Genomic DNA, 25,629 nt, shown 5'->3' with positions numbered 1-25,629 from the left:
AGGCTGGACGAAACTTCCAGAAACAAGGCGCCGCGTTGCGCCCCACGAGACTTGATCGCCATTCGCTTGTCCTCGTCAATCGGCCTCTCGGGCCATCAAACGATGAATTGCGCCCCGTCGAGGGCGGATGGACCTGCCTAGCACGCCGTCCCGCCGCGACATTGACGGTAATCAAATCCTACTCCCCGGACCTCATATTTGTGTGCCCTTGGGCTCCGTATCATTACGGAGGGGTATCGGAATTCGGAATCACCCGGGCCGCGTCATTTTCTCCGGCTGCACCAGGCGGTCGAACTCGTCCGCAGAGACGAAGCCGAGACGGAGCGCCTCCTCCTTCAGCGTGGTGCCGTTGGCATGCGCGGTCTTGGCCACCTTGGCGGCGTTGTCGTAACCGATCTTCGGGGCGAGCGCCGTCACCAGCATCAGCGAGCGCTGCATCAGCTCCTTGATGCGCTTCTCGTCGGCGCGGATGCCGCTGACGCAATGCTCGGTGAAGGAGCGCGCGGCATCGGCCATCAGGCGGATTGAGTGCAGCATGTTGTAGGCGAGGACGGGCTTGTAGACGTTGAGCTCGAAATGGCCCTGGCTGCCGGCGACCGTGATGGCGGTGTGGTTGCCGAACACCTGGCAGCACACCATGGTCATCGCCTCGCATTGCGTCGGATTGACCTTGCCCGGCATGATCGAGGAGCCCGGCTCGTTCTCCGGCAGGATCAGCTCGCCGAGGCCCGAGCGCGGGCCAGATCCGAGCAGACGGATGTCGTTGGCGATCTTGAACAGGCCGGTCGCGACCGAGTTGATGGCGCCGTGCGCGAGCACATAGGCGTCGTTCGAGGCCAGCGCCTCGAATTTGTTGGCGGCGCTGATGAACGGGAGTTTGGTGATTCCCGCAACGTGCTTCGCGAACAGCTTTGCAAAGCGTGGTTTTGAATTGAGTCCGGTGCCGACGGCGGTGCCGCCCTGCGCCAGCGGATAGAGCTCCTTCACCGCGACCTTGAGCCGGGCGATGCCGCTTTCGACCTGCGCGGCATAGCCGGAGAACTCCTGGCCGAGCGTCAGGGGCGTCGCGTCCTGGGTGTGGGTGCGGCCGATCTTGACGATCTTGGCGAACTCCTTCTCCTTCTTGCGCAGCGCGCGGAGCAGCCCGCCGAGGGCGGGGACGAGATCGGCGTTGATGCGGCTTGCGGCCGCGATATGCATGGCGGTCGGAAACGAGTCGTTCGACGACTGGCTCATGTTGACGTGATCGTTGGGATGCACCGGCTTCTTGGCGCCGAGCTCGCCGCCGAGCAGCTCGTTGGCGCGGTTGGCGATCACCTCGTTGAGGTTCATGTTGCTCTGCGTGCCCGAGCCGGTCTGCCACACCACGAGCGGAAAATGGTCGTCCAGCTTGCCCTCGATCACCTCGCGGGCGGCGCGGATGATGGCGTTGGCGCGGCGCTGGTCGAGCAGGCCGAGCTCGAGGTTCGACTGTGCGGCGGCGAGCTTGACGATGCCGAGCGCGTGCACGAGCGAGATCGGCATGCGGTCGATGCCGATGCGGAAATTCTGGCGCGAGCGCTCGGTCTGCGCCCCCCAATAGCGATCGGTGGGGACCTCGATCGGACCGAAGCTGTCGGTCTCGATGCGGGTGGCGGGGCGGGCGGTGTTCGAGTTGGTCGGCTTGGAGCGGGCAGCTTTGGCCATGAGCACATCCATTCTGCCGAACGAAACGCCACGGCCTGTTCATGTGCTCTTCTATATAGGCAGTTTGGCCGGGCGCGACGGCTTCGCGCCCAACCTAGATCATTTCTTGCGGAAACGATCGAGCCGCACGACTTCGGCGCCGCCCTGGCTCGGGGCCGCCGGCTCTTCCGTGCCGTCAGCGGCCTCGGTCGCAGGCGCGGGCACCGCCACGGCCGAGGGAGCGGCCGGCAATGTCTCGGGCGCCACTTCGGCGACGTCGGAGGTCTCGAACTGAAGGCCGAATTTCACGGACGGGTCGAGAAAGCTCTTGATGGCGCTGAACGGCACGATCAGCCGTTCCGGAATTCCGCCGAAGGACAAGCCGACCTCGAAGCGGTCCTCGAGCACGGTCAGATCCCAGAACTGGTGCTGAAGAATGATCGTCATCTCTTCGGGGTATTGCGCGAGCAGCCGTGGCGAGATCTTCACGCCGTCGGCCTTCGATACGAAGGTGATGAAGAAATGATGCTCGCCCGGAAGTCCATGGGCCGCGGCATCGGTCAGTACCTTCCGCAGCACGCCGCGCAGCGCGTCGCGGGCCAGCACATCGTATCGGATATGATCGGTCGCCATGGTGGTCCTGTTGCATTCCAGGAGCTGGGCCCTGCCGGCCCGACTCGCCAAGCCGCAATAGTACCGCGCCTGACGGGTCAGCAGGAGTCCCCGCCGGGAAGGAAATAAGAGGTAAGTGGAGGCTTCTGTTGCCAGGTGCCTCCGAACCCCGCCTAACGGAGCTTAACCCGTTAGGACTTCAGAATGGTCTTTCAAACTGCGTTACGCAGCCTGAGCAACCGGAGCAAAGTTGTCGTTGGCAACTATTGCATAGCCCGATAACGGCGGAACAATACCGGGAAAAAGTTCGCCCTTTACGCCCTCGTCGATCCTATTTCGCCCCCGCCAAAACCCGCCTTCCGGCAGGCTGAAGCCCGAAGATCGGTGGGCTTTGGTGGAGGCGCCGGGTACCGCCCCGGGTCCGAATGGTTTATTGCGACGACCGTTTATTTCCATAGCCGGCGAACCGGCACCCCCAATATAGGGGGCAAAGGTTTCAAATGACAGGTGTTTCGAGCGACCACCGCGAGTTCCCTTTGGATAGGTTCCGGATCGCCTTGGCCGCACGGTGACGCACGTTCTAAGCTGCTGAGATGTCCTCGGATTCCTCACCGGTCGCCCAAGAGCCGGACCACCCAGCCGCTCATGCCCCACCGCCCGGCCTCGTCGCGCTGTTCCTGGCCTTTGCCCGGATGTCGCTGGCAGGTTTCGGCGGGGTCCTGGTGTTTGCCCGGCACGCCATTGTCGATCGGCATCGCTGGATGACGGCGGACGAGTTCAACGAGACCTTTGCGCTCTGCCACTTCCTGCCCGGGCCCAACATCGTCAATCTGTCGATGGTGTTCGGGTCGCGGCTGCGCGGGATTGCCGGCGGGGTTGCCGCCTTCACCGGGCTGTTGCTGCCGCCGACGCTGATCATGACCGTGCTCGCCATCGCCTATGCCCGGTTCGGCGACGTGGACGTCTTGCGCCGCATCCTCGCGGGCATCTCCTGCGCGGCGGTCGGCCTCCTCATCGCGGTGGTCTTCCGCATGATGACGCCGCTGTTCAAGCGCATGGATGTCGTCGCGCTCATCCTGATGATCGGCGTATTCGCTGCCATCGGCGTGCTCCGCCTGCCGCTCCAGGCGGTGCTGCTGGTCGCGGTCCCCGTCAGCATCTGCGTGACCTTCCTGATGCGACGGAAGGTAGCAGCATGAACAACCAGAATCCGATCTGGGTGCTGATCTCCACCTTTGGTTTGATGTCGCTGTTCGCGGTCGGCGGCGCCGCGGCGGCCGTCCCCGAGATGCATCGCATCGCGGTCGATGTGCACCACTGGATGACCGAGAAGCAGTTCGCCGACGCCTACGCGATCGCGCAACTCTCGCCAGGTCCAAACGTGCTTATCGTGACGTTAATCGGTTATGCCGTCGCCGGCATCCCCGGAGCGCTGGCGGCAACGCTGGCGATGTGCCTGCCGACGGCGCTGCTTGCCTATTATGTCAGCCGTCTCCTGAACCGGCCGAGCCAGTCGCGCTGGCCCGGGCTGATTCAGGCTGCACTGGTTCCGCTCTCGATCGGATTGATGGCGGCGAGTGCCCTGATCCTGGCCCAGTCGACCGATCGCACAGTTGCTGCACTGCTTCTGACCGCGGCGGTTGCAGTGATCGCCTCCATCTCTCGCATCAATCCGCTCTGGCTTTTGCTGGCCGGGGGCCTGTTGGGTTTTGCTGGCATTGTGTGATGAAAATCGCTAGGCAGTGGAGCGGGCGAGGGGACCAACTTCCAAGCCGATTAGAACAACAGTGCTCGTGACTTAAGAGTCGCGGAGGAGACATGCATGGCCGATACCATGGGCCACTCGGCGACAGCCACCCGAAACACATCGGTGGCGATCAGCTTTTGTCTGCTGGCCGTAGCGCCGCAGATTTTCGAGTTCATCTGGTCGATCGGGACGATTTTCGGGTGGGGCACGGGACGCGGCCCCGCCACCGTCCTGATCAGCCACGCCACCGCGCTGGTCGCAGGCGCCCCCGGGGCGCTGATCGGATCGATCGGCGGTGAAACCAAGAAGGCCTCATCCGATGTGCTGCTGGCGCTCATCTATTCCTATCCGATGTTTGCGGTTGCGATCGCCTCCCTGTTCATGACCATCCGGTCGGCTCAGGACTATGTCGGCGGGATCGTTCTGATGGCGCTTGCCCTGTTCGCGCTGTGGGCCTCCAGCGATCTGCAGGGGATGCGCGGCTTCTCCTTCGGCGCGGGTACGGCGCCCCGGATGTTCGGCGGGCTGCTCGTGGCGCTTGGCGCCGGCATCGCGTTGACGGGACTGCTGACCGACGGACCGGCGATGGCGCATTATTCCTGGCGTGGGCCGCTGTTCGTGATGGCGGCAATCCTCTTCTTCGCGCTGGCGATCCGGCCGCTCGGCGTCGTGGTCTCGGCCTTCGTCAGCTTCATGATCGCGGCGACGGGATCGCACGAGACACGCTGGCTGGAAGCCGTGATCGTCGGTGCCTGCCTGACGCTCGGCTGCGCGCTGCTGTTCCCTTACGTGCTCGGGCTGCCGATGCCGATGTTCCCGCGTTTCCTGGTCCAGTGAGGGCGTAATGGATCTCTTTGCCAACCTCGCTCACGGCTTCGCCGTCGCATTCTCCCCGATCAACCTCCTGATGTGCCTGATCGGTGCCCTCGTCGGCACGCTGGTCGGCGTTCTCCCGGGCATCGGCACCATTGCCACGGTCGCGATGCTGCTGCCGATCACGTTTGGTCTGCCGCCGGTCGGCGCGCTGATCATGCTCGCCGGCATCTATTATGGCGCCCAGTATGGCGGCTCGACCACGTCGATCCTGGTCAACATACCAGGCGAGGCGACCTCGGTCGTCACCGCCATCGACGGCCACCAGATGGCCAAGCAGGGCCGTGCTGGTCCCGCACTGGCGATCGCGGCAATCGGCTCGTTCTTCGCTGGCTGCGTCGCGACCGTGCTCATTGCCGTTCTCGGCGCGCCGCTCACCAAGCTGGCGCTTGCGTTCGGTCCGGCCGAGTATTTCTCGCTGATGGTGCTTGGCCTGATCTTTGCGGTCGTGCTGGCCAAGGGCTCGGTGCTGAAGGCGATCGCGATGATCGTGTTCGGCCTGCTCTTGTCGATGGTCGGCTCGGACATCGAGACCGGTGCTTCGCGAATGGCCTTCAACATTCCGGAGCTTGCCGACGGTCTCGGCTTCGCGACGGTGGCGATGGGCGTGTTCGGCTTTGCCGAGATCATCCGCAATCTCGACGCCGGCGCCGAGATGAATCGCGATCTCGTGCAACAGAAGATCACCGGCCTGATGCCGACCAGGAAGGACCTGAAGGACTCGGCGCCCGCGATCCTGCGCGGCACTGCGCTCGGTTCTATCCTCGGCATTCTGCCGGGCGGCGGCGCGGTGATCGCGTCGTTTGCGGCCTACACGCTCGAGAAGAAGCTCGCCAAGGACCCGTCGCGGTTCGGTCGCGGCGCGATCGAGGGCGTGGCGGGGCCGGAAAGCGCCAACAACGCGGCGGCGCAGACGTCCTTCATTCCGCTGCTGACGCTCGGTATCCCGCCGAACGCGGTGATGGCGCTGATGGTCGGCGCGATGACCATTCACGGCATCGTGCCGGGCCCGCAGGTGATGCAGAAGCAGCCCGACCTCGTCTGGGGCATGATCGCCTCGATGTGGATCGGCAACCTGATGCTGATCATCATCAACCTGCCGCTGGTCGGAATCTGGGTGCGACTGTTGCGCGTACCTTACCGGCTAATGTTCCCCTCGATCGTGATCTTCTGTGCGATCGGCATCTACTCGGTGAACAACGCGCCGGTGGACGTCATTCTCGCAGGCGTGTTCGGTCTGGTCGGCTACTGGCTGATCAAGCACGATTTCGAGCCGGCTCCGCTGCTGCTCGGCATGGTCCTGGGGCCGCTGATGGAAGAGAATCTGCGCCGCGCGCTGCTGATCTCGCGCGGCGACTGGAGCGTGTTCCTGACGCGTCCGCTGTCGGCGGTGCTGCTGGGGATCGCGGCCTTCCTTCTGGTGCTCACGGTGCTGCCCGCGTTGCGTTCCAAGCGCGACGAGGTGTTTACCGAATCCGAGAACTGAGCGCGCCGCGCCTGCGTCGGCGCGCCGCATTCGGAAGTCAGAATCGACTTGTGTGATGTCTTCGTGACATGAAAATGCCGGCCTTTTTGGCCGGCATTTTTTCGTGTCCGGGGGGATCGAGATGACTTCCATTCACACGCTTGCTGCGGGCGCATATGCAGCAGTGCTGGCGTTGCTGTGTTCCTTTGTCTCACCCGCAGAGGCGCAGACCTATCCGACGCGCAGCATCACCATGATCGTGCCGTTTGCGGCCGGCGGTCCGACCGACGTGATCTCGCGCATCGTCACCTCGCATATGGCGCAGACGCTCGGACAGAGCATCATCATCGAGAACGTCGTCGGCGCCGGCGGCACCACCGCGACCACACGTGCCGCCCGTGCAGCCAATGACGGCTATACGCTCATCACCGGGCATATGGGTACACATGCGGCATCGGTGCCGCTCTATCCGAAGCTCGCCTATCATCCCGAAAAGGACTTCGAGCCGATCGCGCTGCTCGCGGGCACGCCGATCCTGATCCTCGCGCGCAAGGACTTTCCGCCGAAGGATCTCAAGGAGTTCGTATCCTACGTGAAGGCCAACGCCGAAAAGGTCAACGCGGCGCATGCCGGAATCGGCTCGGTCTCGCACGCGTCCTGCGAGTTGCTGCATTCCATCCTCGACATCAAGCCGGTCGGCGTGCCCTTCAACGGCACGGGACCCGCGATGAATGCCCTGGTGGCCGGACAGGTCGATTACATGTGCGACCAGATCGTCAACGCCGTGCCACAGATCAACGCCGGCACCATCAAGGGCTATGCGATCGCAACGCCGGAGCGCAATCCGTCGCTGCCGAACGTGCCGACCACGGCCGAAGCCGGCCTGCCGGCATTCCAGGCCCAGGCCTGGAATGCGATGTTCGCGCCGAAGGGAACGTCGCCCGCGGTCATTGCCAGCCTGAACGCCGCAGCCATCAAGGCGCTCGACGACGAGACCGTGAAGAAGCGCCTGATCGAGCTCGGCAGCGTCATCCCGGCGCCCAGGGACCGGACGCCGGAGGCGCTGGCGACCCTCGTCAAGAACGAGATCGCGAAGTGGACCCCGGTGCTCAAGCCGGCGACTTAGCCAGCACTTTCAAACTGGTAGGCGAGGGGCGGGACGCGAGTTCCGCCTCTTGTCGTTTGCCCCGGGAGGGCTCACTTTTTCGGGTATAATCTGTGCCGACAGCGAATCGCCGCTGTCGCAGTGCGGGAGGCGCCGTTAAGTTCGCCGCCTCCCCAAAGGCTCTATGGCACATGCACCAGTATCAGGACCTGCTCGAGCGGATTCTTTCAGACGGCGCCGAGAAGACCGACCGGACCGGCACCGGCACCCTGTCGGTGTTCGGCCATCAGATGCGCTTCAATCTGTCCACCGGCTTCCCGATGCTGACCACCAAGCGGCTGCCGCTGAAGGCGATCGTGCATGAGCTTTTGTGGTTCCTGAAGGGCGACACCAACATCAAATATCTGCGCGACAACGGCGTCACCATCTGGGACGAGTGGGCGGACGCCAACGGCGATCTTGGCCCGGTCTATGGCCATCAATGGCGCTCCTGGCCCGCGCCGGATGGCCGCAGCATCGATCAGATCACGACCGTGATCGACATGATCAAGCGCAATCCAGACTCGCGCCGGCTGATCGTCTCGGCCTGGAATCCGGCCGAGGTCGACAAGATGGCGCTGCCGCCGTGCCACTGCCTGTTCCAGTTCTACGTCGCCAACGGCAAGCTGTCGTGCCAGCTCTACCAGCGCTCCGCCGACGTCTTCCTCGGCGTGCCCTTCAACATCGCCTCGTATGCGCTGCTCACCATGATGGTGGCGCAGGTGACGGGCCTGAAGCCCGGCGATTTCGTCCATTCGTTCGGCGACACCCATCTCTATTCAAATCATCTGGAGCAGGCGAAGCTCCAGCTCACCCGCGCGCCGCGTGCGCTGCCGGTGATGCGGATCAACCCCGACGTGAAGGACATCTTCTCCTTCCGCTTTGAGGATTTCGAGCTCGTCGGCTACGATCCGCATCCGCACATCAAGGCGGAAGTCGCGGTCTGACGCAGATGTCGCTCAATATCCGCCGCGCGCGTCCCGGTGAAGCCGGGCTCGTTCTCGCCTTCATCCGCGAGCTTGCCGAATACGAAAAGCTCTCGCACGAGGTCGATGCGACCGAGGCGATGATCGGTGATGCGCTGTTCGGCGAGAGACCGCAGCTCCATTGTGCCATCGCCGAGTGGAACGGCGAGCCGGTCGGCTTTGCTGTCTGGTTCGTCAATTTCTCCACCTTCAGCGGTCGCCACGGCATCTATCTCGAAGATCTCTACGTGCGGCCGTCCCACCGGGGCAGGGGGCTCGGCAAGGCACTGCTGGTCTATCTTGCCAAGGAATGCGTCGACAACGGCTGGTCGCGCCTGCAATGGGCGGTGCTCGACTGGAACGCGCCGTCGATCGCGTTCTACAAATCGCTCGGCGCCGTCATGATGGACGACTGGACGCTGTGCCGGGTCACCGGTCCTGCGTTGACGCGACTGGCCGGGAGCGCGCCCTGATGGAGATCGTCTTCGTGGTGGCAATCGCGGAGAACGGCATCATCGGCGCCGGCAACGCCATGCCATGGCGACTGAAATCAGACCTGGCGCGCTTCAAGGCGCTGACGATCGGCAAGCCCCTGATCATGGGGCGCAAGACGTTCGAATCCCTGCCCCGTCCGCTCCCGGGCCGCACCAACATCGTCATCACGCGCGATGCGGCTTATCGCGCCGCCGGTGCCATCGTCACGACCTCGGCCGCCGACGCAGGCGCGGTCGCGCGTGGCGATGCCCTGCGGCGTTCGGTCGCCGAGATCGCGGTGATCGGCGGTGCCGAGATCTTCCGGCAATGGCTCGATCGCGCGGACCGCCTCGAAATTACCGAAGTGCATGCGCGGCCCGACGGCGACACGCATTTCGACATCGACAGGGCCGATTGGGATGAGGTCGCGCGCATCCGTCATCCCGCCGGCCCCAACGACAGCGCCGACTACTCCTATGTGACATATCGTCGAAGGCGCGGCCATTAACCGCTTTTGCCAATGTTAACATTGACTTTTCCGGCCCCGAGCTTAGCTCGGAGGACGGCGAGGGCTGCGTTGTAAGGGACCTGCCGGTCCCCTATAAAGCCGGACCGGACAATGCGGGCCGGGGTTAGTTCTAGTCCGGTCTGCCGAGGAGAACGTCGAATGCCGTGGAAGAATCAGGGCGGTGGCCCATGGGGCTCGGGTCCGAAGGGACCATGGGGCACTGGCCCGCAACCGGTCGGGCCGAGGCCGCCGGATCTGGAAGACCTTCTGCGGCGCAGTCAGGATCGCCTCCAGCAGATCATGCCGGGCGGCTATTTCTCCGGCATCGGCATCACGCTGATCATCCTTCTCATCGTGGCATTCTGGCTGCTGTCGGGCTTCTTCCGGGTGCAGTCCGAAGAGCTCGGCGTGGTGTTGCGCTTCGGCAAGCATGTCCGCACGGTGCAGCCCGGCTTGAATTATCATCTGCCCTATCCAATCGAGACCGTGCTGCTGCCGAAGGCGCTGCGCGTCTCCACCATCTCGATCGGCATGACGCTGATCGACGATCCGGCGCGGCGCGGCCGTTCCATCCGTGACGTGCCGGAAGAGAGCCTGATGCTGACCGGCGACGAGAACATCGTCGATGTCGACTTCACCGTGCTCTGGCGTATCAAGCCGGACGGCGTCGGCGACTTCCTCTTCAACATCCAGAATCCCGAAGGCACCGTGAAGGCTGTTGCCGAGAGCGCGATGCGCGAAGTGATCGGCCGTTCGCAGATCCAGCCGATCCTGACCGGCGCACGCAATGTCACCGAACAGGGCGTGCAGGAGTTGATCCAGAAGACCCTGGACAGCTACGGCGCCGGCATCGTCATCAGCCAGGTGCAGATGCAGAAGGTCGATCCTCCGGCGCAGGTGATCGACGCGTTCCGCGACGTCCAGGCGGCGCGCGCCAACCTCGAGCAGTTGCAGAACGAGGCGCAGACCTACGCCAACCAGGTGGTGCCGCAGGCACGCGGACGTGCGGCGCAGATCCTGCAGGCCGCCGAAGGCTACAGGGAGCAGACTGTCGCCGAGGCCAAGGGCCAGAGCTCGCGCTTCCTGAAGGTTTACGAGGAATACAAGAAGGCGCCCGACGTGACGCGTGAACAGAATCTATCTGGAGACGATGGAGCGCGTGCTCGGCGGCGCGGACAAGCTCGTCTATGACGGCGGCCCCTCGGGCCAGGGCGTCGTGCCCTATCTGCCGCTGGGCGAACTGACGACGAAGCGGCCGCCTACCACCGGTCAGCAACCGAGCGGAGGCACCCGATGAGGTCCCCGGTCACAGGTATGGTCACGCTGCTCGGGCTCCTGCTCGTCGTGATCGTCGGCTACATGTCGCTGTTCACGGTGCAGCAGACCGAGCAGACCATCGTGCTGCAGTTCGGCAGGCCCGTCGACGTCGTCACCGACCCCGGCCTGCATTTCAAGGCGCCGTGGAATTCGGTGATCAACATCGACAAGCGGATCCTCGATCTGGAAAATCCGTCGCAGGAGGCGATCGCATCCGACCAGAAGCGGCTCGTGGTCGATGCTTTCGCGCGCTACCGCATCAAGGACGCGTTGCGTTTCTACCAGAGCATCGGTTCGATCCAGGCCGCCAACGTCCAGCTCACGACGCTCCTGAACGCGGCGCTCCGCCGCGTGCTCGGCGAGGTCACCTTCATCAACGTGGTGCGCGACGACCGCGAGAAGCTGATGCAGCGCATCCGCGACCAGCTCGACCGCGAGGCCGGCGGCTACGGCATTCAGGTCGTCGACGTCCGGATCCGGCGCGCCGATCTGCCGGAGCAGAACAGCCAGGCGGTCTACCAGCGCATGAAGACGGAACGCGAGCGCGAGGCCGCCGAGTTCCGCGCGGAAGGCGGCCAGAAGGCCCAGGAGATCCGCTCCAAGGCCGACCGCGAGGCGACCGTGATCGAGGCTGAAGCAAGATCCCAGGCCGAGCAGACTCGCGGTGTCGGCGACGCCGAGCGCAACCGCCTGTTTGCGGAAGCCTACGGCAAGGACGCCGACTTCTTTGCCTTCTACCGGTCGATGACGGCCTATGAGACTGGGTTGAAGTCGAGCGATACCCGCTTCCTGCTCCGTCCGGACTCGGATTTCTTCCGGTTCTTTGGTAACCCCTCCGGCAGGATGCCCACCGCGACGCCGGCCAAGCCATAAGCGCGACAAGGGGCGGCAGGTCTGCCGCCCCTTCGTCCAGACAAGAACGACACAACGGGAGGTTCCCATCCGATGAGGTCCATTGCGTTCGCCGACTTCCTCATCGGCCTAGGCATCCTGTTCGTGCTCGAAGGCTTGATGTTTGCGGCAAGTCCTAACTGGATGCGCAAGGCCATGAAGAGCGCCATCGCCACGCCGGACAATATCCTGCGGGCGGTCGGGATCGGCTCGGCTGTGGCCGGCCTGGTCCTGATCTGGGTGATGCGGCGCCCGATTTAGCCGTCGCGCCAACGCCAAAGTGAAGGCGAGAGGCCGGTTTTCGCCGTATTGTCCGGGTCTTGAGGCCCGTTAAGCTCCGTGCTTGCGCCGTCCCCCGGTTCGAGCGCAGTCTTGAAGTCGAAGGCTTCAACTTGAAGGCTTCAACTCGAAGGCTTGGAGCCGAATCCTTTTCTCTGGAGATGCCAATGACCGCTGCCACCATTGCCCCGACCCGGTTGCGCTTAGGGCTGGCCGCGCTCGCCGTCAGTGCATTCAGCGTGTTCGGCACGCCGGCTCAGGCGCGCGGACCGGAGGGCATCGCCGACGTCGCCGAGAAGGTGATCGACGCGGTCGTCAATATTTCGACCTCGCAGACCGTCGAGGCCAAGGGCAGTGGCAGTAACGCCATGCCGCAACTGCCGCCCGGCTCGCCCTTCGAGGAATTCTTCGACGACTTCTTCAAGAACCGTAGGGGTCCCGGCGGGGGCGGCAAGGGTGGCGACAGTGGCCCACCGAAAAAGACCAACTCGCTCGGAAGCGGCTTTATCATCGACACGTCAGGCGTCGTGGTGACCAATAACCACGTCATTGCGGATGCCGACGAGATCAACGTCATCCTCAACGACGGCACCAAGATCAAGGCCGAGCTGGTCGGCGTCGACAAGAAGACCGACCTTGCCGTGCTGAAGTTCAAGCCGACCAAGCCGCTGGTTGCGGTGAAGTTCGGCGACTCCGACAAGCTGCGTCTCGGCGACTGGGTGGTCGCGATCGGCAATCCGTTCAGCCTCGGCGGTACGGTGACCGCCGGCATCGTCTCGGCCAAGAACCGCGACATCTCCTCCGGCCCGTATGACAGCTACATCCAGACCGACGCCTCCATCAACCGCGGCAATTCCGGTGGCCCGCTGTTCAACCTCGATGGCGATGTGATCGGTGTCAACACGCTGATCATCTCGCCCTCCGGCGGCTCGATCGGCATCGGCTTCGCCGTGCCGTCGAAGACGGTCGCGGGTGTCGTCGACCAGCTCCGTCAGTTCGGCGAGCTGCGCCGCGGCTGGCTCGGCGTGCGCATCCAGAGCGTCACCGACGAGATCGCCGAGAGCCTCAACATCAAGCCGGCGCGCGGCGCGTTGGTTGCCGGCGTGGACGACAAGGGCCCGGCCAAGCCCGCCGGCATCGAGCCGGGCGACGTCGTCGTCAAGTTCGACGGCAAGGACGTCAAGGACCCGAAGGACCTGTCCCGCGTCGTCGCCGACACCGCGGTCGGCAAGGAGGTCGACGTCATCGTCATCCGAAAGGGCAAGGAGGAGACCAAGAAGGTCACGCTCGGCCGCTTGCAGGATCCCGACAAGGTGCAGGCCGCGGTGAAGACCGACGAACCCGCGCCGGAAAAGCCGGTGACGCAGAAGGCGCTAGGCCTTGATCTTGCCGCGCTGAACAAGGACCTGCGCACGCGCTACAAGATCAAGGACAGCGTCAAGGGCGTGGTCGTCACGGGTGTCGACACCAGTTCCGACGCCGCCGAGAAGCGGCTTTCCGCCGGTGACGTCATCGTCGAGGTGGCGCAGGAGGCGGTCTCAAGCGGGGCCGACATCCAGAAGCGGGTCGACCAGCTCAAGAAGGACGGCAAGAAGTCGGTGCTGCTGCTCGTCTCCAACGCCGATGGCGAGCTGCGCTTCGTGGCGCTGAGCGTGCAATAACTTCATCCGTCTTTCCGGGTCTGGTGCTTCGCACCCCGGGAACGACGAAATGAGTCAGGCCTCCACGAACTCGTCGCGCCGATACCCCTGTGCATACAGCAGTGCGGTGAGATCGCCATGATCGATCCGCGCCGCTGCAGCAGCCGCCACCGCCGGCTTGGCGTGATACGCCACGCCGAGCCCCGCGGCCTGGATCATGGCGAGATCATTGGCACCGTCGCCGACGACGACCGAGTCGATGTCGTCGAGATCGAACGATTCCATCAAATCCACCAGCGTCGCCAGCTTGGCCGCGCGGCCCAGGATCGGCTCCTTCACTTCGCCGGTGAACTTGCCGTCGCGCACGACGAGTTCGTTGGCGCGGTTCTCCTGAAACCCGATCCTGGCGGCGACCGCGGTCGTGAACAGCGTGAAGCCGCCGGAGACGAGGCAGGTATAGGCGCCGTGGGCGCGCATGGTCGCGACCAGTTCGCGGCCGCCCGGCGTCAGCGTGATGCGTTCGGCCAGCACCTTGTCGACGACGCTGGCGGGAAGGTCCTTTAGCAGCGCGACGCGTTCGCGCAACGCCGGCTCGAACTCGATTTCGCCGCGCATCGCGCGTTCGGTGATGGCGGCGACATGCGCCTTCAGCCCGGCAAAATCGGCGAGCTCGTCGATGCATTCCTGGCCGATCATGGTGGAATCCATGTCGGCGAGAAAGCTTCTTGCGCCTGAAGCCGACTGGTTGCACGACGATGTCGATCGGCAGATCGCCGCGAAGCTCGCGGAGGCGCTGTTCGATGGCGTGACGCTCGCCTTCGAGGTTACTGTCGGCCCCGAAGGGAATGTCGACCGCGACCCCGTCGAACAGCCAGTGTGCAGGCAGCGCCTTCGGCAGCACGGCGCGGGCGCCGTCGACGACGGTCGAGATCGAGCGCGGGACTATTCGGGTTGCAGATCAGCGTGGCGACGAGGGACATTTGAGGTTTTCGTGAGCGAGGGGCAAGTCGGCAGAAGGCCTATTGGCAAGGCCGTGCTTATCGCAGGCCCGACCGCCAGCGGCAAGTCGGCGCTGGCGCTCGAGCTTGCCCTCAGCGTGGGTGGCGCCGTCATCAATGCCGATTCCATGCAGGTCTATCGCGACCTCCGCGTCATCACGGCGCGTCCCACGCGGGCCGACGAAGCGCTCGTGCCCCATCATCTCTATGGCCATGTCGATGCGGCCGTGAACTTCTCGGCCGGCGCCTGGGTGAGCGACGCGGCGAAAGCGCTCGAAGCGGCGCAAGCTGAAGGCCGGCTGCCGATCTTCATCGGCGGCACCGGGCTCTATTTCAAGGCGCTGACGGCGGGGCTTTCCGTGGTGCCGCCAATCCCTGCGGAAGTACGCGAGGACGTTCGGGCGCGGCTGGAGCGGAACGGCGTCGAGGCGCTGCATGCGGAACTCGCTGCTCGCGACCCAAGGGCGGCCGAGCGATTGAATCTGCGCGACCGCACGCGCATCGCACGTGCGCTCGAGGTGATCGAAGCGACCGGCCGCTCGCTGCTCGATTGGCACCATCAGGGCCAGCCGCCGCTGTTGCCCAAGGACAGTTTTCGCGCCGTGTTTCTCGCCCCCGAGCGCGACGAGCTCTATGCCCGCATCGATGCCCGCTTTGACGCCATGCTGGGTGCGGGCGCGCTGAATGAGGTCGATCGGCTTGCCGCCCGGCATCTCGATCCTCTGTTGCCGGCCATGAAGGCTCATGGCGTGCCGGCCCTGATCCGGCATCTGCGCGGGGAGCTCAGCCTAGAGGACGCCGCCACAATCGGCCGGGCCGACACCCGCCACTATGCCAAGCGGCAATTCACCTGGTTCCGGCACCAATTGCCCGAGTTCGAATGGGTGAAGCCGGAGGAGGCGAGGGGGTGGCTAACGGCGGAGGTGAGCGCTACCCGGGATCCGGGTTGACGTCCTTTTGTGCCCAGGTTCCCGCATTTACCTCTCGCCGAACTCCGGGAACAGCGCTAGACTGCCAAAATCGCGCGGGAACGGCCGCTTTGCCTTGACATCAAGGCTTTGGTCGTTATGTTTCGCGCAACCTTTGGGATGCTGAGCGCCTGCCATGCGTAATATTATTACCAAACTTCTTATCGCCGTCGTACCCAGGCACACCGCCGGGGGTGGCTAGCTGCCATCCACATGACAGGCGGTGTGCAGGGTCCCTCTTCGGGGCCTTTTTATTTCCCGAACCAGACACGAACACGAATGAAGCCGCTGACCACAGCGCATCCGGAGCAAGACAATGAGCGACAAGAGCCACGATCCGAACCAGATGACCGGCGCCGCGATGATCGTCCGCGCGCTCATCGATCATGGCGTGACCGACATTTTCGGCTATCCCGGCGGCGCTGTGCTTCCGATCTACGACGAGATCTTCCAGCAGAGCGAGGTCCAGCACATCCTGGTCCGCCACGAGCAGGGTGCGGGCCACGCCGCCGAGGGCTATGCGCGTTCGACCGGCAAGCCGGGCGTTGCACTGGTGACCTCCGGCCCCGGCGCCACCAACATGGTGACGCCGCTCACCGATGCGCTGATGGACTCGATCCCGCTGGTCTGCATCTCCGGCCAGGTGCCGACGCATTTGATCGGCAACGACGCTTTCCAGGAATGCGACACCGTCGGCATCACGCGCCCCTGCACCAAGCACAATTGGCTAGTGCGCGACGTCAACGATCTCGCCAAGGTGCTGCACGAGGCCTTCTACGTTGCGACCACGGGCCGCCCTGGCCCGGTGCTGGTCGACGTGCCGAAGGACGTGCAGTTCGCGACCGGGACCTATCATCCGCCGCGCAAGTCCGACGTGCACCGCTCCTACGCGCCGCGCGTGAAGGGCGATGCGACGCAGATCCGCAAGGCAGTGGCGCTGCTCGCCAATGCAAAACGTCCCGTGATCTACAGCGGCGGCGGCGTGATCAATTCCGGCCCCGAAGCGACCAAGCTGCTGCGCGAGCTGGTCGAGGTCACCGGCTTCCCGATCACCTCGACGCTGATGGGCCTGGGCGCGTATCCCGCGTCGGGCAAGAACTGGCTCGGCATGCTCGGCATGCACGGCACCTACGAAGCCAACATGACAATGCATGATTGCGACGTCATGCTGTGCGTCGGCGCGCGCTTCGACGACCGCATCACCGGACGCGTCGATGCGTTCTCGCCGAACTCCAAGAAGATCCACATCGATATCGATCCGTCCTCGATCAACAAGAACATCCGTGTCGACGTGCCGATCATCGGCGATTGCGGCAATATCCTCGGCGACATCCTCCAGGTGTTCAAGGCTGAGGCGAAGAAGCCCGAGATCAAGGCGTGGTGGCAGCAGATCGCGCAGTGGCGCGCCCGCAACTCGCTCTATTACAAGAAGAGCAACGACGTCATCCTGCCGCAGCACGCGATCCAGAGCCTGTTCGAGGCGACGCGGGGCAAGGATACCTACATCACGACCGAGGTCGGTCAGCACCAGATGTGGGCGGCGCAGTTCTTCGGCTTCGAGGAGCCGCATCGCTGGATGACGTCTGGCGGTCTCGGCACCATGGGCTACGGCCTGCCGGCCGCGGTCGGCGTGCAGGTGGCCCATCCGGACAGCCTCGTCATCGACATCGCGGGCGATGCCTCGGTGCAGATGACGATCCAGGAGATGTCGACGGCGGTCCAGTACGAGCTGCCGATCAAGATCTTCATCCTGAACAACCAGTACATGGGCATGGTGCGGCAGTGGCAGCAATTGCTCCACGGCAACCGCCTGTCGCATTCCTACTCGGAGGCGCTGCCGGATTTCGTCAAGCTCGCGGAGGCCTATGGCGGCGTCGGCTTCCAGGTGCACAGGCCCTCGGATCTCGACGGCGCGATCCAGGAAATGATCTCGGTCAAGCGTCCGGTGCTGTTCGACTGCCGTGTCGCCGCGCTCGAAAATTGCTTCCCGATGATCCCCTCCGGCAAGGCCCACAACGAGATGCTGTTGCCGGAGCAGGCCAACGACGAGGCCACCGCCAAGGCGTTCGCCGGCGGCAAGGCGCTGGTGTGAGGCCATGTTCGACCTGAACGAGCTCGAGCGCGCACATGCGATCGTGGGGAAGGCGGTGCCTGCGACGCCGGCGCGCGGCTGGCCGCTACTCGCCGAACGCCTCGGCACCGAGGTCGTCGTCAAGCACGAGAACCACACGCCGATCGGCGCCTTCAAGGTGCGCGGCGGGCTGGTCTATCTCGATCGGCTGAAGCGCGAGAGGCCGGACGTCCCGGGCATCATCTCGGCGACCCGCGGCAATCACGGCCAGAGCCTGGCCTTTGCCGCGAGCCGCCACGGCGTGCCTGCGGTGATCTACGTGCCGCGCGGCAATTCGGTCGAGAAGAACCGCGCGATGAAGGCCTTCGGCGCCGAGCTCGTCGAGCATGGCGAGGACTTCCAGGCTGCGCGCGAAGAAGCCGGACGCCACGCGCAGTTCGCGGGGCTGCACATGGTGCCGTCGTTCCACCCCGACCTTGTTCTGGGGGTGGCGACCTACGCGCTCGAGCTGTTTCGCGCTGCGCCGGACCTCGACGTTCTCTACGTGCCGATCGGGCAGGGCTCCGGCATCTGCGGCTGCATCATGGCGCGCGATCTGCTCGGCTTGAAGACCGAGATCGTCGGCGTGCAGTCGACCGAAGCGCCGTCCTACGCACTGTCGTTCGCGGCAGGCCACGTCGTGACGACCGAGTCCAGCAACACGCTCGCAGACGGCATGGCGACGCGCATTCCAGATGCCGAAGCGTTCGCGCTGATCCGCAACGGTGCTTCCCGCATCGTTGAGGTCACCGACGACGAGGTCGCCGCGGCGATCCGCGCCTACTGGACCGATACGCATAACCTCGCCGAAGGCGCAGGTGCAGCCGGGCTCGCCGCGGCGCTTCAGGAAAAGGCAAAACTGTCGGGCAAACGTGTCGGTCTCGTGCTGTCCGGTGGCAATATCGATTTCGATCTGTTCAAGCAATGGGTGGTCGCACGATGACGCGACCGCTCACCAAATACACCGCTGTCATCGTCCGGCTTGACCGGACGATCCAGTACGCCGCGGCCGTCGTGGGAATCTCGGCGCTGGTGATTACTGGATGCCCCGCCTTCGCGGGGCATGACAAGAAAGAATAGAGGTGACGACAATGAACCAGCCCGCATCCGCCTACTTCATCGAAGAGCGCCACGATCCCAACGAGACGCACACGCTTTCGGTGCTCGTGCAGAACGAGCCGGGCGTGCTTGCGCGCGTCATCGGCCTGTTCTCGGGACGTGGCTACAACATCGAGAGCCTCACGGTCTCCGAGACCGAGAGCCAGAAACATCTGTCGCGTATCACAATCGTCACCACGGGCACGCCGATGGTGATCGAGCAGATCAAGCATCAGCTCGATCGCATGATCCCGGTCTACCGCGTCGTCGACATGACGCTGACCAAGCGGTCGATCGAGCGCGAGCTGGCGATGGTGAAGGTGCGCGGGCAGGGCGAGCACCGCGTCGAGGCGCTCAGGCTGGGGGACGCGTTCCGCGCCCGCGTGATCGACGCCACCACCGAAAGCTTTGTGTTCGAGATCACAGGCAATACCGACAAGATCAACCAGTTTATCGACCTGATGCGTCCGCTCGGCCTTGTCGAAGTCTCGCGCACCGGCGTGGCCGCGATCGGTCGCGGGCCTGAAGGGATGTGAACCATGCTGGCGCGCGACTGGTACTATAATGAGCGGAACCGGATGGGCATCGGGCCCACGGTGGCGTCGATTTACGACTCCACGACGATGCCGATCTGCGTGCGCGCGCCGCGCTGAAAATGTTGGGCGTCCAGCGGGGCTGGCGGATTGCCGATATAGGCTGCGGCAACGGCGTGCTGGCGACCGAAGCATCGCTCATGGGTGCGCAGGTCGACGCCATCGACATCTCGCCGGCGATGCTGGCGCTGGCGGAAATCTACGCGCGGGACCGCAAGGCCAAGGTCGCGACCCAGTCGGCTGGCCTGCTCAGCTTCGCCTACCAGCCGGAATCCTACGATCTGATCGTCAGCGAATTCACGCTGCATCACCTGCCGGATTTCTGGAAGGCTGTGGCGATGTCGCGGATCTATCGCGCGCTGAAGCCGGGTGCGATCTTCTATCTGCGTGACATCGTCTACGCCTCGATGCCGGATGCCGTCGAGCGCGACGTCGAGCAATGGGCCGATTGCCAGATCAAGAATCACGATTTCTCGCGCGAGAGTGTGGTGACGCATATGCGCGACGAATATTCCACCTTCGGCTGGGTCATGGAGCGGATGCTGACAGACGTCGGCTTCATGCTGGTCTCGGCCGACTACCACGCGCCGATGCACGGCACTTATCTGCTGCGCAAACCCAATCCTTCGACGTAATGGCCAGCGAGCAGGGCTAGAGCGGAACAACAAGCAGGGCTGCACGACAGAGCAGAACCGGAAACAACAATGAAGCCGGCCGACATCCTCATCGCCCTCATGGTGGCGATCATCTGGGGGCTTGCCTTCGTGGCGAGCCGGATCGCGCTCGACGAGTTTTCGCCGGAGCTGATGACGGCGATGCGCTTCGCCATTGCGGCGGTACCGTGCCTGTTCATTCGCAAGCCCAAGATTGCCTGGTCGCTTCTGATCGCAATCAGCTTCACGCTGTTCCTCGGTCAGTTCCTGAGTCAGGCCTATGGCATCGCCCATGGCGTGCCGGTGGGGCTGACCTCCGTCGTCGTGCAGAGCCAGGCGCTGTTCACCATCGGCTTTGCGGTGATCGCATTCGGCGAGCGGCCGACGCCGGTGCAGACGCTCGGCGTCGTCATCGCCGCGGCGGGTCTGCTGATGATCTGCGGCACCGTCGGATATGATTTCAGCATCGGCGCTTTCGCCGTGCTGATGATTGCTCCCGTGAGCTTTGCCGTCGGCAACGTTCTGCTGCGCGGCGCCCGCGGCGTGCCGATGTTCGATCTGTTTGCCTGGCTTTGCCTTGCCACCGCAGTGCCGCTGTTCGCGCTGGCGCTACTCGTCAACGGGCCGGCTCCGACATGGCAGTCGCTGATCCACATGTCGCCGACAGGCCTCGTCTGCCTGCTGGTGATTGGCGCCCTCTCCACCAGCATCGCCTATTGGCTTTGGGGCCGCCTGCTGCGGGACTATCCCGCGGCCCAGGTTGTGCCGTTCGCGTTGCTGGTGCCGTTCGTCGGCTCGGCCGCGTCCAGCATCGTGTTCGGGGAAAGATTCGGGCCGTTGCGGCTCGCCGGCATGCTGACCGTGGTCGGGGGCATCGCGGTGATGGTGCTGGCGCGGCGCCCGCAGCCGCTGCCAAAGCCTGCTGGTGGGCACGACCTCGACCGTGGTCCAGGCCTTCTTCGGCACCGCACTGCGGCCGGTCCTGACCTCCGAGGGGCTGGTGTGAACCTTCAATATCCTGATGGCGATCCTGCTGCGGGCATCGCTATACCCCGTCTTCATGGATGCATGATGCCGCAGTTTTCCATGCAGAAACGGGTTTCCCAGGGGGCTGAAAATGCTCTAGACAGCCCCCGAAATCCGCAAATTTCACCGTCCGAGACCTGACCAACGGCCGATTCTGGCCATCTGAACGAGGAAACGACCATGCGTGTTTATTACGATCGCGACGCCGACCTGAACCTGATCAAGGGCAAGAAGGTCGTCATCGTCGGCTATGGCAGCCAGGGCCACGCCCATGCGCTCAACCTGAAGGACTCCGGCGTCAAGGATGTGGCCATCGCGCTGCGCAAGGACTCGGGCTCGGTCAAGAAGGCGGAAGCCGCCGGCTTCAAGGTGATGGACGTCGCCGAAGCCGCCAAATGGGGCGACCTCGTCATGATGCTGACGCCGGACGAGCTCCAGGGCGACATCTACCGCGAGCACCTGCACGACAACATGAAGAAGGGCGCCGCCCTGGTGTTCGCGCACGGCCTCAACGTCCACTTCAACCTGCTCGATCCCCGCGCCGACCTCGACGTGCTCATGATCGCGCCGAAGGGCCCCGGCCACACCGTGCGCTCGGAGTATCAGCGCGGCGGCGGAGTGCCCTGCCTGATCGCGATCGCCAAGGATGTTTCGGGCAACGCCCATGACCTCGGCCTGTCCTACGCTTCGGCGGTCGGCGGCGGCCGCGCCGGCATCATCGAGACCACTTTCAAGGAAGAGTGCGAGACCGATCTGTTCGGTGAGCAGGTGGTTCTCTGCGGCGGCCTGGTCGAGCTGATCAAGGGCGGCTACGAGACCCTGGTCGAAGCCGGCTACGCGCCGGAGATGGCCTATTTCGAGTGCCTGCACGAGGTGAAGCTGATCGTCGACCTGATCTATGAAGGCGGCATCGCCAACATGAACTACTCGATCTCCAACACCGCCGAGTATGGCGAATACGTCACCGGCCCGCGCATTGTCACCGCCGAGACCAAGGCCGAGATGAAGCGCGTTCTCGCCGACATCCAGGGCGGCAAGTTCGCCCGCGACTGGATGCTGGAGAACAAGGTCAACCAGACCTCGTTCAAGGCGACCCGCGCCAAGCTCGCCGCGCATCCGATCGAGGAAGTCGGCGCCAAGCTGCGCGACATGATGCCCTGGATCAAGAAGGGCGCGCTGGTCGACAAGAGCAAGAACTGAGCTTTGCGTTCCCCGACGCGCAGCGCATCACGCAAGTGGTGCGCTGCATCGCCGGGACACGAGAGCATCAACACAAGCTTGGCTCGCCAAACCAAATCTTAAGCCTTCGCGACTATATCTGAGCGGGATCGCAAACAGCGGTCTCGCTCTTTTCAGTTGGCGCGAAGCATTGCTGCTTCATTCAAGTTCTTCGCGAGTTGAAGTGCTCTTCGAGCAGCAAGAACTGACACTTAAACCACATTCTTGACCTCGCGTCGTTTCTCGGAGTTTCCCGTAAGCTTCCCGACTCCGAAACGTCAGTGTCTTCAGAGTCGAAGCCTAGGCTCTTCATCCGCGTTCTCAGCATGAGAACGGTCTGGTCGCGCGCGGTTCGCGTGCCGCTTTATCCTGAGAACGAACATCTGCTTGCAGTCTCTCTCGGCAGACCGGCCATGTAAAAATGTCGTCGGTGCGCAGCCTGAGAACCGGGTGGCATTGCACGACATGGCGTCCCCCTACATGATCACTCGGGGAAACTTGAGGGGGAAACGACCATGCGATCTGTCGTCGTCACCGGCGCGTCCACTGGCATTGGCTGGGCCATTGCGAAATTCCTGATCGGGCGCGGCTATCGCGTCTTCGGCAGTGTCCGCAAGCAGGCCGATGCCGACCGGCTCAAGGGTGAGTTCGGTACGAACTTCACGCCGCTTCTGTTCGACGTTACCGATGAGGCTGCTGTGCTGGCGGCGGCGCGCGAGGTCCGCGCTGCGCTGGGCGGCGAGACGCTGGCGGGTCTCGTCAACAATGCCGGCATCGCGGTCGCCGGTCCCGTGCTCGAATTGTCGGCCGACGACTTCCGCCGCCAGATGGACATCAACGTCATCGGCCCGGTGATTGCGACGCAGGCTTTTGGGCCGCTGCTCGGCGCCGACCCGTCACTGAAGGGGCCGAAAGGCCGGATCGTCATGATCAGCTCGGTGGCGGGCAAAAACGGTAATCCGCTGTCGGCGCCTTACTCCACCTCCAAGCACGCCATCGAGGGGCTGTCGGAGAGCCTGCGCCGCGAACTGATGCTGTTCGGCATCGACGTCATCATCGTCGCTCCCGGGGCGGTGAGGACGCCGATCTGGAGCAAGGCCGAGCAGATCGATCTCTCCGTCTACCGGAACTCGCCCTATCTGCCGGCGCTCAACAAGGTCATGGCGTTCATGATGGATCTCGGTGCGAACGGCCTGCCGGCCGAGCGCATCGCCGAAATCGTGTTCGAGGCGCTGACCAGCCCAAAGCCCAAGGTCCGCTACCAGATTACGCCCGACCGCATGCGCCATCTGATTGGTGCCGTGCTGCCGAAGCGGACGCTCGACCGCATCATCGCGAAGCGGCTGGGGTTGCTGCCGCAGGGCTGATCGACGTTCAGCGCGCCACGGCCGCCCGTCCGCGCGGATGGGCCGCCCTCGCGACCGGCCCCAGCGCCACCACAGGGGGAATCCAGGTTGCCGGTTCGCCCAGGGCCGCTTGGCCGGCGGCGCGCGGCCGTTCGTCGTCCACTAACATTAAGCGAAGGTCGGACCGCGACACGCGTTGCTTGTCGGTGACCGTTCAATTACAGTTTTGTGACACGGTGCAGGCTTCCGGCTGCGCCGAACGCCGCAGGCCGGCCCGACGGCTGGGTATTCATCGCGCCGGACCAGCTGTTGCGTGTCGTCGATGGCGTCCGCGCCCAATCCAGGTCCCTCTGCTGCCACCGCCGCGCTGGCGAGCGTCGCCGCGCTCGGAATCTGGCGGCTGCTTGCGGTTGCCGCACCGCATCTGGCGGCGCTCGGCCTGATGTACCAGACCGAGACGGATTTCGGCTCGCGGCTGTCGTTCGCGCTTGCCTGGGGCATCCTCAATTTCCTCTGGATCACGCTGCTGCGGCGGCCCGCATTGTCGGGCGCGCTGTCGCTGACGATGGTCGTGGTGCTGGTGCTGCTGTCGCGGCTCAAGCACGACGTCGTGCAGATGACGGTCAACTTCATCGATCTGATGATGATCGACCGCGACACCGTCGCGTTCCTGTTCACGATCTTCCCGAATCTGCGCTGGTCGGTGATCCTGGCCGGCCTCGTCACGTTGCCGCTGATGTATGCGCTGTGGTGGCTCGATCCGTTCCGCATCCGCAGGCTGCCGGCGCTCGCCTGCAAGCTCGCCTGTCTTGCCGCACTGGTCGGCTATTCGCTTTACCACCCCGACGAGGCCTGGCGCGGCTATTACGACGACGGTTATCTCTCGAAATTCTTCCGCTCCGGTGTCAGCGCGGTCTCCGACTTTGCGCAATACGGCTTCATGGAATCGGCCGCCGCGTCCAACGAACGCCTCAACATGCCGCTGGTCGATTCCTGCCATCCCGCCGGCCGGCGACCGAACATCATCATGATCCATGATGAATCCAGCTTCGACATCCGCGCCGCCCAGGGCATCAAGGTGCCGGCGGGATATGGCGGCCATTTCAAATCCTGGGACGGCAAGCAGCGCGCGTTCCTGGCCGAGAGCAATGGCGGTCCGAGCTGGTTCACCGAGTACAACGTGCTCGCCGGGCTGTCGTCGCGCTCGTTCGGCCGCTTCGCTTACTTCGTGACGCGCATCGCGACTGGCCGCGTCGAGCGCGGCCTGCCGCTGGCGCTGCGCCGCTGCGGCTACGACACCCTGTCGCTCTATCCCGCCTATGGCGGCTTCATGGCCGCGCGCAGCTTTCAGATGACGACCGGCGTCGAACGTTTTCTCGACTCCAAGGATCTTGGCGCGAAGGATGTCGAGCCTGACAGCTTCTTCTACGACAAGGCCCTCAAGCTGATGGGGCAGCAGCCGCCGAACAAGCCGCTGTTCACCTTCGTCTATCTCGGGGCCAATCATTTCCCCTGGGAGACGCGCTTCCGCCCGGACCTGCTGCCGAACTGGCGCGCGCCGGGCAACGTGCCGTCGATCGACGAATATCTGCGCCGGCAGGCGATGAGCGCAGAGCAGTACAGGGCCTTCCTGGCCGGTCTGAAGAAGAATTTTCCGGGAGAACCCTTTCTGATCGTGCGCTATGGCGATCATCAGCCCGAGTTCGCGCCGGCTATCCTCGAGCCCGGGCTCGACGAGGGCGCTCTCGGCAAGAAGCTCGATGCTTACGATCCGCGCCTCTATGCGACCTACTATGCGATCGACGCCGTCAATTTCGAGCCGATGAAGAGCGAGGTCGTGATGGACACGGTCGACGGTCCCTATCTGCCGCTGGTGATCCAGGAAGCCGCCGGCATTCCGCTCGATCCGTCCTTCGCCGAGCAAAAGGAGATCATGCTCCGCTGCAAGGGCATTTTCTACGGCTGCAAGGACGGCGCGGAGGCGCGACGGCTGAACCGGCTGCTTATCAATGCGGGGATGATCCGCGGGCTCTAGCCGG

The 25,629-nt window shown here is 64.2% G+C and carries 20 protein-coding genes, 1 other RNA gene and 5 pseudogenes; 22 read left to right on the top strand and 4 right to left on the bottom strand.

Translation table 11 applies throughout. The annotated features are described in order from the left end of the window. Positions 1 to 249: 249 nt before the first annotated feature. From fumC to ssrA, 3 genes are all read right to left on the bottom strand, one after another. Positions 250 to 1,698 carry a class II fumarate hydratase gene (fumC, locus tag ACQ86E_RS06180; protein WP_431204655.1) on the bottom strand — a complete coding sequence of 483 codons (1,449 nt, stop codon included), beginning with the start codon at positions 1,696 to 1,698 and terminating at the stop codon, positions 250 to 252. A gap of 87 nt (positions 1,699 to 1,785) precedes the next feature. Next, entirely contained in the window at positions 1,786 to 2,298 is a 513-nt protein-coding gene (locus ACQ86E_RS06175; protein WP_431204654.1) for an SspB family protein, read from the bottom strand. 114 nt (positions 2,299 to 2,412) lie between these two features. Then, positions 2,413 to 2,787: a transfer-messenger RNA gene (ssrA, locus tag ACQ86E_RS06170) on the bottom strand. Between the two features lie 83 nt (positions 2,788 to 2,870). Here ssrA and ACQ86E_RS06165 point away from each other — a divergent pair. The 12 genes and pseudogenes from ACQ86E_RS06165 to ACQ86E_RS06110 all read left to right on the top strand — a co-directional run bounded on the left by ACQ86E_RS06165 (position 2,871) and on the right by ACQ86E_RS06110 (position 13,601). Then, positions 2,871 to 3,476 carry a chromate transporter gene (locus ACQ86E_RS06165; RefSeq protein WP_431204653.1) on the top strand — a complete coding sequence of 202 codons (606 nt, stop codon included), beginning with the start codon at positions 2,871 to 2,873 and terminating at the stop codon, positions 3,474 to 3,476. Further along, positions 3,473 to 4,003 carry a chromate transporter gene (locus tag ACQ86E_RS06160; RefSeq protein WP_431204652.1) on the top strand — a complete coding sequence of 177 codons (531 nt, stop codon included), beginning with the start codon at positions 3,473 to 3,475 and terminating at the stop codon, positions 4,001 to 4,003. The genes ACQ86E_RS06165 and ACQ86E_RS06160 overlap by 4 nt, the downstream gene beginning before the upstream one ends. Positions 4,004 to 4,099: 96 nt before the next feature. Then, positions 4,100 to 4,861, top strand: a complete 762-nt coding sequence (locus tag ACQ86E_RS06155; protein ID WP_431204651.1) for a tripartite tricarboxylate transporter TctB family protein — start codon at positions 4,100 to 4,102, stop codon at positions 4,859 to 4,861. A gap of 7 nt (positions 4,862 to 4,868) precedes the next feature. Continuing rightward, a complete protein-coding gene (locus tag ACQ86E_RS06150; protein ID WP_375313295.1) occupies positions 4,869 to 6,383 on the top strand; it encodes a tripartite tricarboxylate transporter permease in 1,515 nt (504 codons plus the stop codon). Between the two features lie 121 nt (positions 6,384 to 6,504). Continuing rightward, positions 6,505 to 7,488, top strand: a complete 984-nt coding sequence (locus tag ACQ86E_RS06145) for a tripartite tricarboxylate transporter substrate binding protein BugD (RefSeq protein WP_431204650.1) — start codon at positions 6,505 to 6,507, stop codon at positions 7,486 to 7,488. A gap of 170 nt (positions 7,489 to 7,658) precedes the next feature. After that, a complete protein-coding gene (locus ACQ86E_RS06140) occupies positions 7,659 to 8,453 on the top strand; it encodes a thymidylate synthase (RefSeq protein ID WP_431204649.1) in 795 nt (264 codons plus the stop codon). Between the two features lie 5 nt (positions 8,454 to 8,458). Further along, complete coding sequence (locus ACQ86E_RS06135) at positions 8,459 to 8,944, top strand: GNAT family N-acetyltransferase (RefSeq protein ID WP_431204648.1); 486 nt, start codon at positions 8,459 to 8,461, stop codon at positions 8,942 to 8,944. After that, positions 8,944 to 9,453: a dihydrofolate reductase gene (locus ACQ86E_RS06130; protein ID WP_431204647.1), complete on the top strand. Its 510-nt coding sequence runs from the start codon at positions 8,944 to 8,946 to the stop codon at positions 9,451 to 9,453. The genes ACQ86E_RS06135 and ACQ86E_RS06130 overlap by 1 nt, the downstream gene beginning before the upstream one ends. 159 nt (positions 9,454 to 9,612) lie before the next feature. Then, a pseudogene (gene hflK / locus ACQ86E_RS06125) lies at positions 9,613 to 10,750 on the top strand (FtsH protease activity modulator HflK). Then, positions 10,747 to 11,643: a protease modulator HflC gene (gene hflC, locus ACQ86E_RS06120; RefSeq protein WP_431204646.1), complete on the top strand. Its 897-nt coding sequence runs from the start codon at positions 10,747 to 10,749 to the stop codon at positions 11,641 to 11,643. Before hflK ends, hflC begins: the two are co-directional and overlap by 4 nt. 72 nt (positions 11,644 to 11,715) lie before the next feature. Further along, complete coding sequence (locus ACQ86E_RS06115) at positions 11,716 to 11,922, top strand: DUF2065 domain-containing protein (RefSeq protein ID WP_025038031.1); 207 nt, start codon at positions 11,716 to 11,718, stop codon at positions 11,920 to 11,922. Positions 11,923 to 12,107: 185 nt separating this feature from the next. After that, positions 12,108 to 13,601, top strand: a complete 1,494-nt coding sequence (locus ACQ86E_RS06110; protein WP_431204645.1) for a Do family serine endopeptidase — start codon at positions 12,108 to 12,110, stop codon at positions 13,599 to 13,601. Positions 13,602 to 13,655: 54 nt separating this feature from the next. Here the strand turns inward: ACQ86E_RS06110 and serB are convergent. After that, positions 13,656 to 14,560, bottom strand: a pseudogene (gene serB, locus ACQ86E_RS06105) (phosphoserine phosphatase SerB). Positions 14,561 to 14,571: 11 nt separating this feature from the next. On the opposite strand from serB, the gene miaA reads away from it, so the two are divergent. The 10 genes and pseudogenes from miaA (at position 14,572) to ACQ86E_RS06055 (ending at position 25,625) form a co-directional block, all read left to right on the top strand. Next, positions 14,572 to 15,528, top strand: coding sequence for a tRNA (adenosine(37)-N6)-dimethylallyltransferase MiaA (gene miaA / locus ACQ86E_RS06100; protein WP_431204644.1), 957 nt, complete (start codon positions 14,572 to 14,574; stop codon positions 15,526 to 15,528). A 334-nt stretch (positions 15,529 to 15,862) separates the two neighbouring features. Continuing rightward, positions 15,863 to 17,638: an acetolactate synthase 3 large subunit gene (locus ACQ86E_RS06095; protein WP_431204643.1), complete on the top strand. Its 1,776-nt coding sequence runs from the start codon at positions 15,863 to 15,865 to the stop codon at positions 17,636 to 17,638. Positions 17,639 to 17,642: 4 nt separating this feature from the next. Then, positions 17,643 to 18,599, top strand: a complete 957-nt coding sequence (locus tag ACQ86E_RS06090; protein ID WP_431204642.1) for a threonine dehydratase — start codon at positions 17,643 to 17,645, stop codon at positions 18,597 to 18,599. A gap of 148 nt (positions 18,600 to 18,747) precedes the next feature. Next, positions 18,748 to 19,290, top strand: a complete 543-nt coding sequence (gene ilvN, locus ACQ86E_RS06085) for an acetolactate synthase small subunit (protein ID WP_015684382.1) — start codon at positions 18,748 to 18,750, stop codon at positions 19,288 to 19,290. Positions 19,291 to 19,293: 3 nt separating this feature from the next. Beyond that, positions 19,294 to 19,982, top strand: a pseudogene (locus tag ACQ86E_RS06080) (class I SAM-dependent methyltransferase). A 69-nt stretch (positions 19,983 to 20,051) separates the two neighbouring features. Then, positions 20,052 to 20,924, top strand: a pseudogene (locus tag ACQ86E_RS06075) (EamA family transporter); the annotation flags it as partial. Beyond that, a pseudogene (locus ACQ86E_RS06070) lies at positions 20,917 to 21,072 on the top strand (LysE family translocator); the annotation flags it as partial. The pseudogenes ACQ86E_RS06075 and ACQ86E_RS06070, both read left to right, overlap by 8 nt. 134 nt (positions 21,073 to 21,206) lie before the next feature. Then, complete coding sequence (ilvC, locus tag ACQ86E_RS06065) at positions 21,207 to 22,226, top strand: ketol-acid reductoisomerase (RefSeq protein WP_431204641.1); 1,020 nt, start codon at positions 21,207 to 21,209, stop codon at positions 22,224 to 22,226. A 533-nt stretch (positions 22,227 to 22,759) separates the two neighbouring features. Further along, entirely contained in the window at positions 22,760 to 23,611 is an 852-nt protein-coding gene (locus ACQ86E_RS06060; protein ID WP_431204640.1) for an SDR family oxidoreductase, read from the top strand. Positions 23,612 to 23,912: 301 nt separating this feature from the next. Continuing rightward, positions 23,913 to 25,625: a sulfatase-like hydrolase/transferase gene (locus tag ACQ86E_RS06055; RefSeq protein WP_431204639.1), complete on the top strand. Its 1,713-nt coding sequence runs from the start codon at positions 23,913 to 23,915 to the stop codon at positions 25,623 to 25,625. Positions 25,626 to 25,629: the final 4 nt, after the last annotated feature.

This window comes from Bradyrhizobium betae (genome assembly GCF_050632175.1).
In the GTDB taxonomy this organism is placed as follows: Bacteria; Pseudomonadota; Alphaproteobacteria; order Rhizobiales; family Xanthobacteraceae; genus Bradyrhizobium; species Bradyrhizobium betae_B.
Note: the sequence above shows the minus strand (reverse complement) of the source record. Positions and strands in the feature narration are given on the sequence as shown.

What these genes read in the sequence shown, in the direction of transcription:
- fumC (WP_431204655.1), bottom strand. Translation starts at nt 1,698, where the DNA reads ATGGATGTGCTCATGGCCAAAGCTGCCCGCTCCAAGCCGACCAACTCG.
- ACQ86E_RS06175 (WP_431204654.1), bottom strand. Translation starts at nt 2,298, where the DNA reads ATGGCGACCGATCATATCCGATACGATGTGCTGGCCCGCGACGCGCTG.
- ACQ86E_RS06165 (WP_431204653.1), top strand. Translation starts at nt 2,871, where the DNA reads ATGTCCTCGGATTCCTCACCGGTCGCCCAAGAGCCGGACCACCCAGCC.
- ACQ86E_RS06160 (WP_431204652.1), top strand. Translation starts at nt 3,473, where the DNA reads ATGAACAACCAGAATCCGATCTGGGTGCTGATCTCCACCTTTGGTTTG.
- ACQ86E_RS06155 (WP_431204651.1), top strand. Translation starts at nt 4,100, where the DNA reads ATGGCCGATACCATGGGCCACTCGGCGACAGCCACCCGAAACACATCG.
- ACQ86E_RS06150 (WP_375313295.1), top strand. Translation starts at nt 4,869, where the DNA reads ATGGATCTCTTTGCCAACCTCGCTCACGGCTTCGCCGTCGCATTCTCC.
- ACQ86E_RS06145 (WP_431204650.1), top strand. Translation starts at nt 6,505, where the DNA reads ATGACTTCCATTCACACGCTTGCTGCGGGCGCATATGCAGCAGTGCTG.
- ACQ86E_RS06140 (WP_431204649.1), top strand. Translation starts at nt 7,659, where the DNA reads ATGCACCAGTATCAGGACCTGCTCGAGCGGATTCTTTCAGACGGCGCC.
- ACQ86E_RS06135 (WP_431204648.1), top strand. Translation starts at nt 8,459, where the DNA reads ATGTCGCTCAATATCCGCCGCGCGCGTCCCGGTGAAGCCGGGCTCGTT.
- ACQ86E_RS06130 (WP_431204647.1), top strand. Translation starts at nt 8,944, where the DNA reads ATGGAGATCGTCTTCGTGGTGGCAATCGCGGAGAACGGCATCATCGGC.
- hflC (WP_431204646.1), top strand. Translation starts at nt 10,747, where the DNA reads ATGAGGTCCCCGGTCACAGGTATGGTCACGCTGCTCGGGCTCCTGCTC.
- ACQ86E_RS06115 (WP_025038031.1), top strand. Translation starts at nt 11,716, where the DNA reads ATGAGGTCCATTGCGTTCGCCGACTTCCTCATCGGCCTAGGCATCCTG.
- ACQ86E_RS06110 (WP_431204645.1), top strand. Translation starts at nt 12,108, where the DNA reads ATGACCGCTGCCACCATTGCCCCGACCCGGTTGCGCTTAGGGCTGGCC.
- ACQ86E_RS06095 (WP_431204643.1), top strand. Translation starts at nt 15,863, where the DNA reads ATGAGCGACAAGAGCCACGATCCGAACCAGATGACCGGCGCCGCGATG.
- ACQ86E_RS06090 (WP_431204642.1), top strand. Translation starts at nt 17,643, where the DNA reads ATGTTCGACCTGAACGAGCTCGAGCGCGCACATGCGATCGTGGGGAAG.
- ilvN (WP_015684382.1), top strand. Translation starts at nt 18,748, where the DNA reads ATGAACCAGCCCGCATCCGCCTACTTCATCGAAGAGCGCCACGATCCC.
- ilvC (WP_431204641.1), top strand. Translation starts at nt 21,207, where the DNA reads ATGCGTGTTTATTACGATCGCGACGCCGACCTGAACCTGATCAAGGGC.
- ACQ86E_RS06060 (WP_431204640.1), top strand. Translation starts at nt 22,760, where the DNA reads ATGCGATCTGTCGTCGTCACCGGCGCGTCCACTGGCATTGGCTGGGCC.
- ACQ86E_RS06055 (WP_431204639.1), top strand. Translation starts at nt 23,913, where the DNA reads ATGGCGTCCGCGCCCAATCCAGGTCCCTCTGCTGCCACCGCCGCGCTG.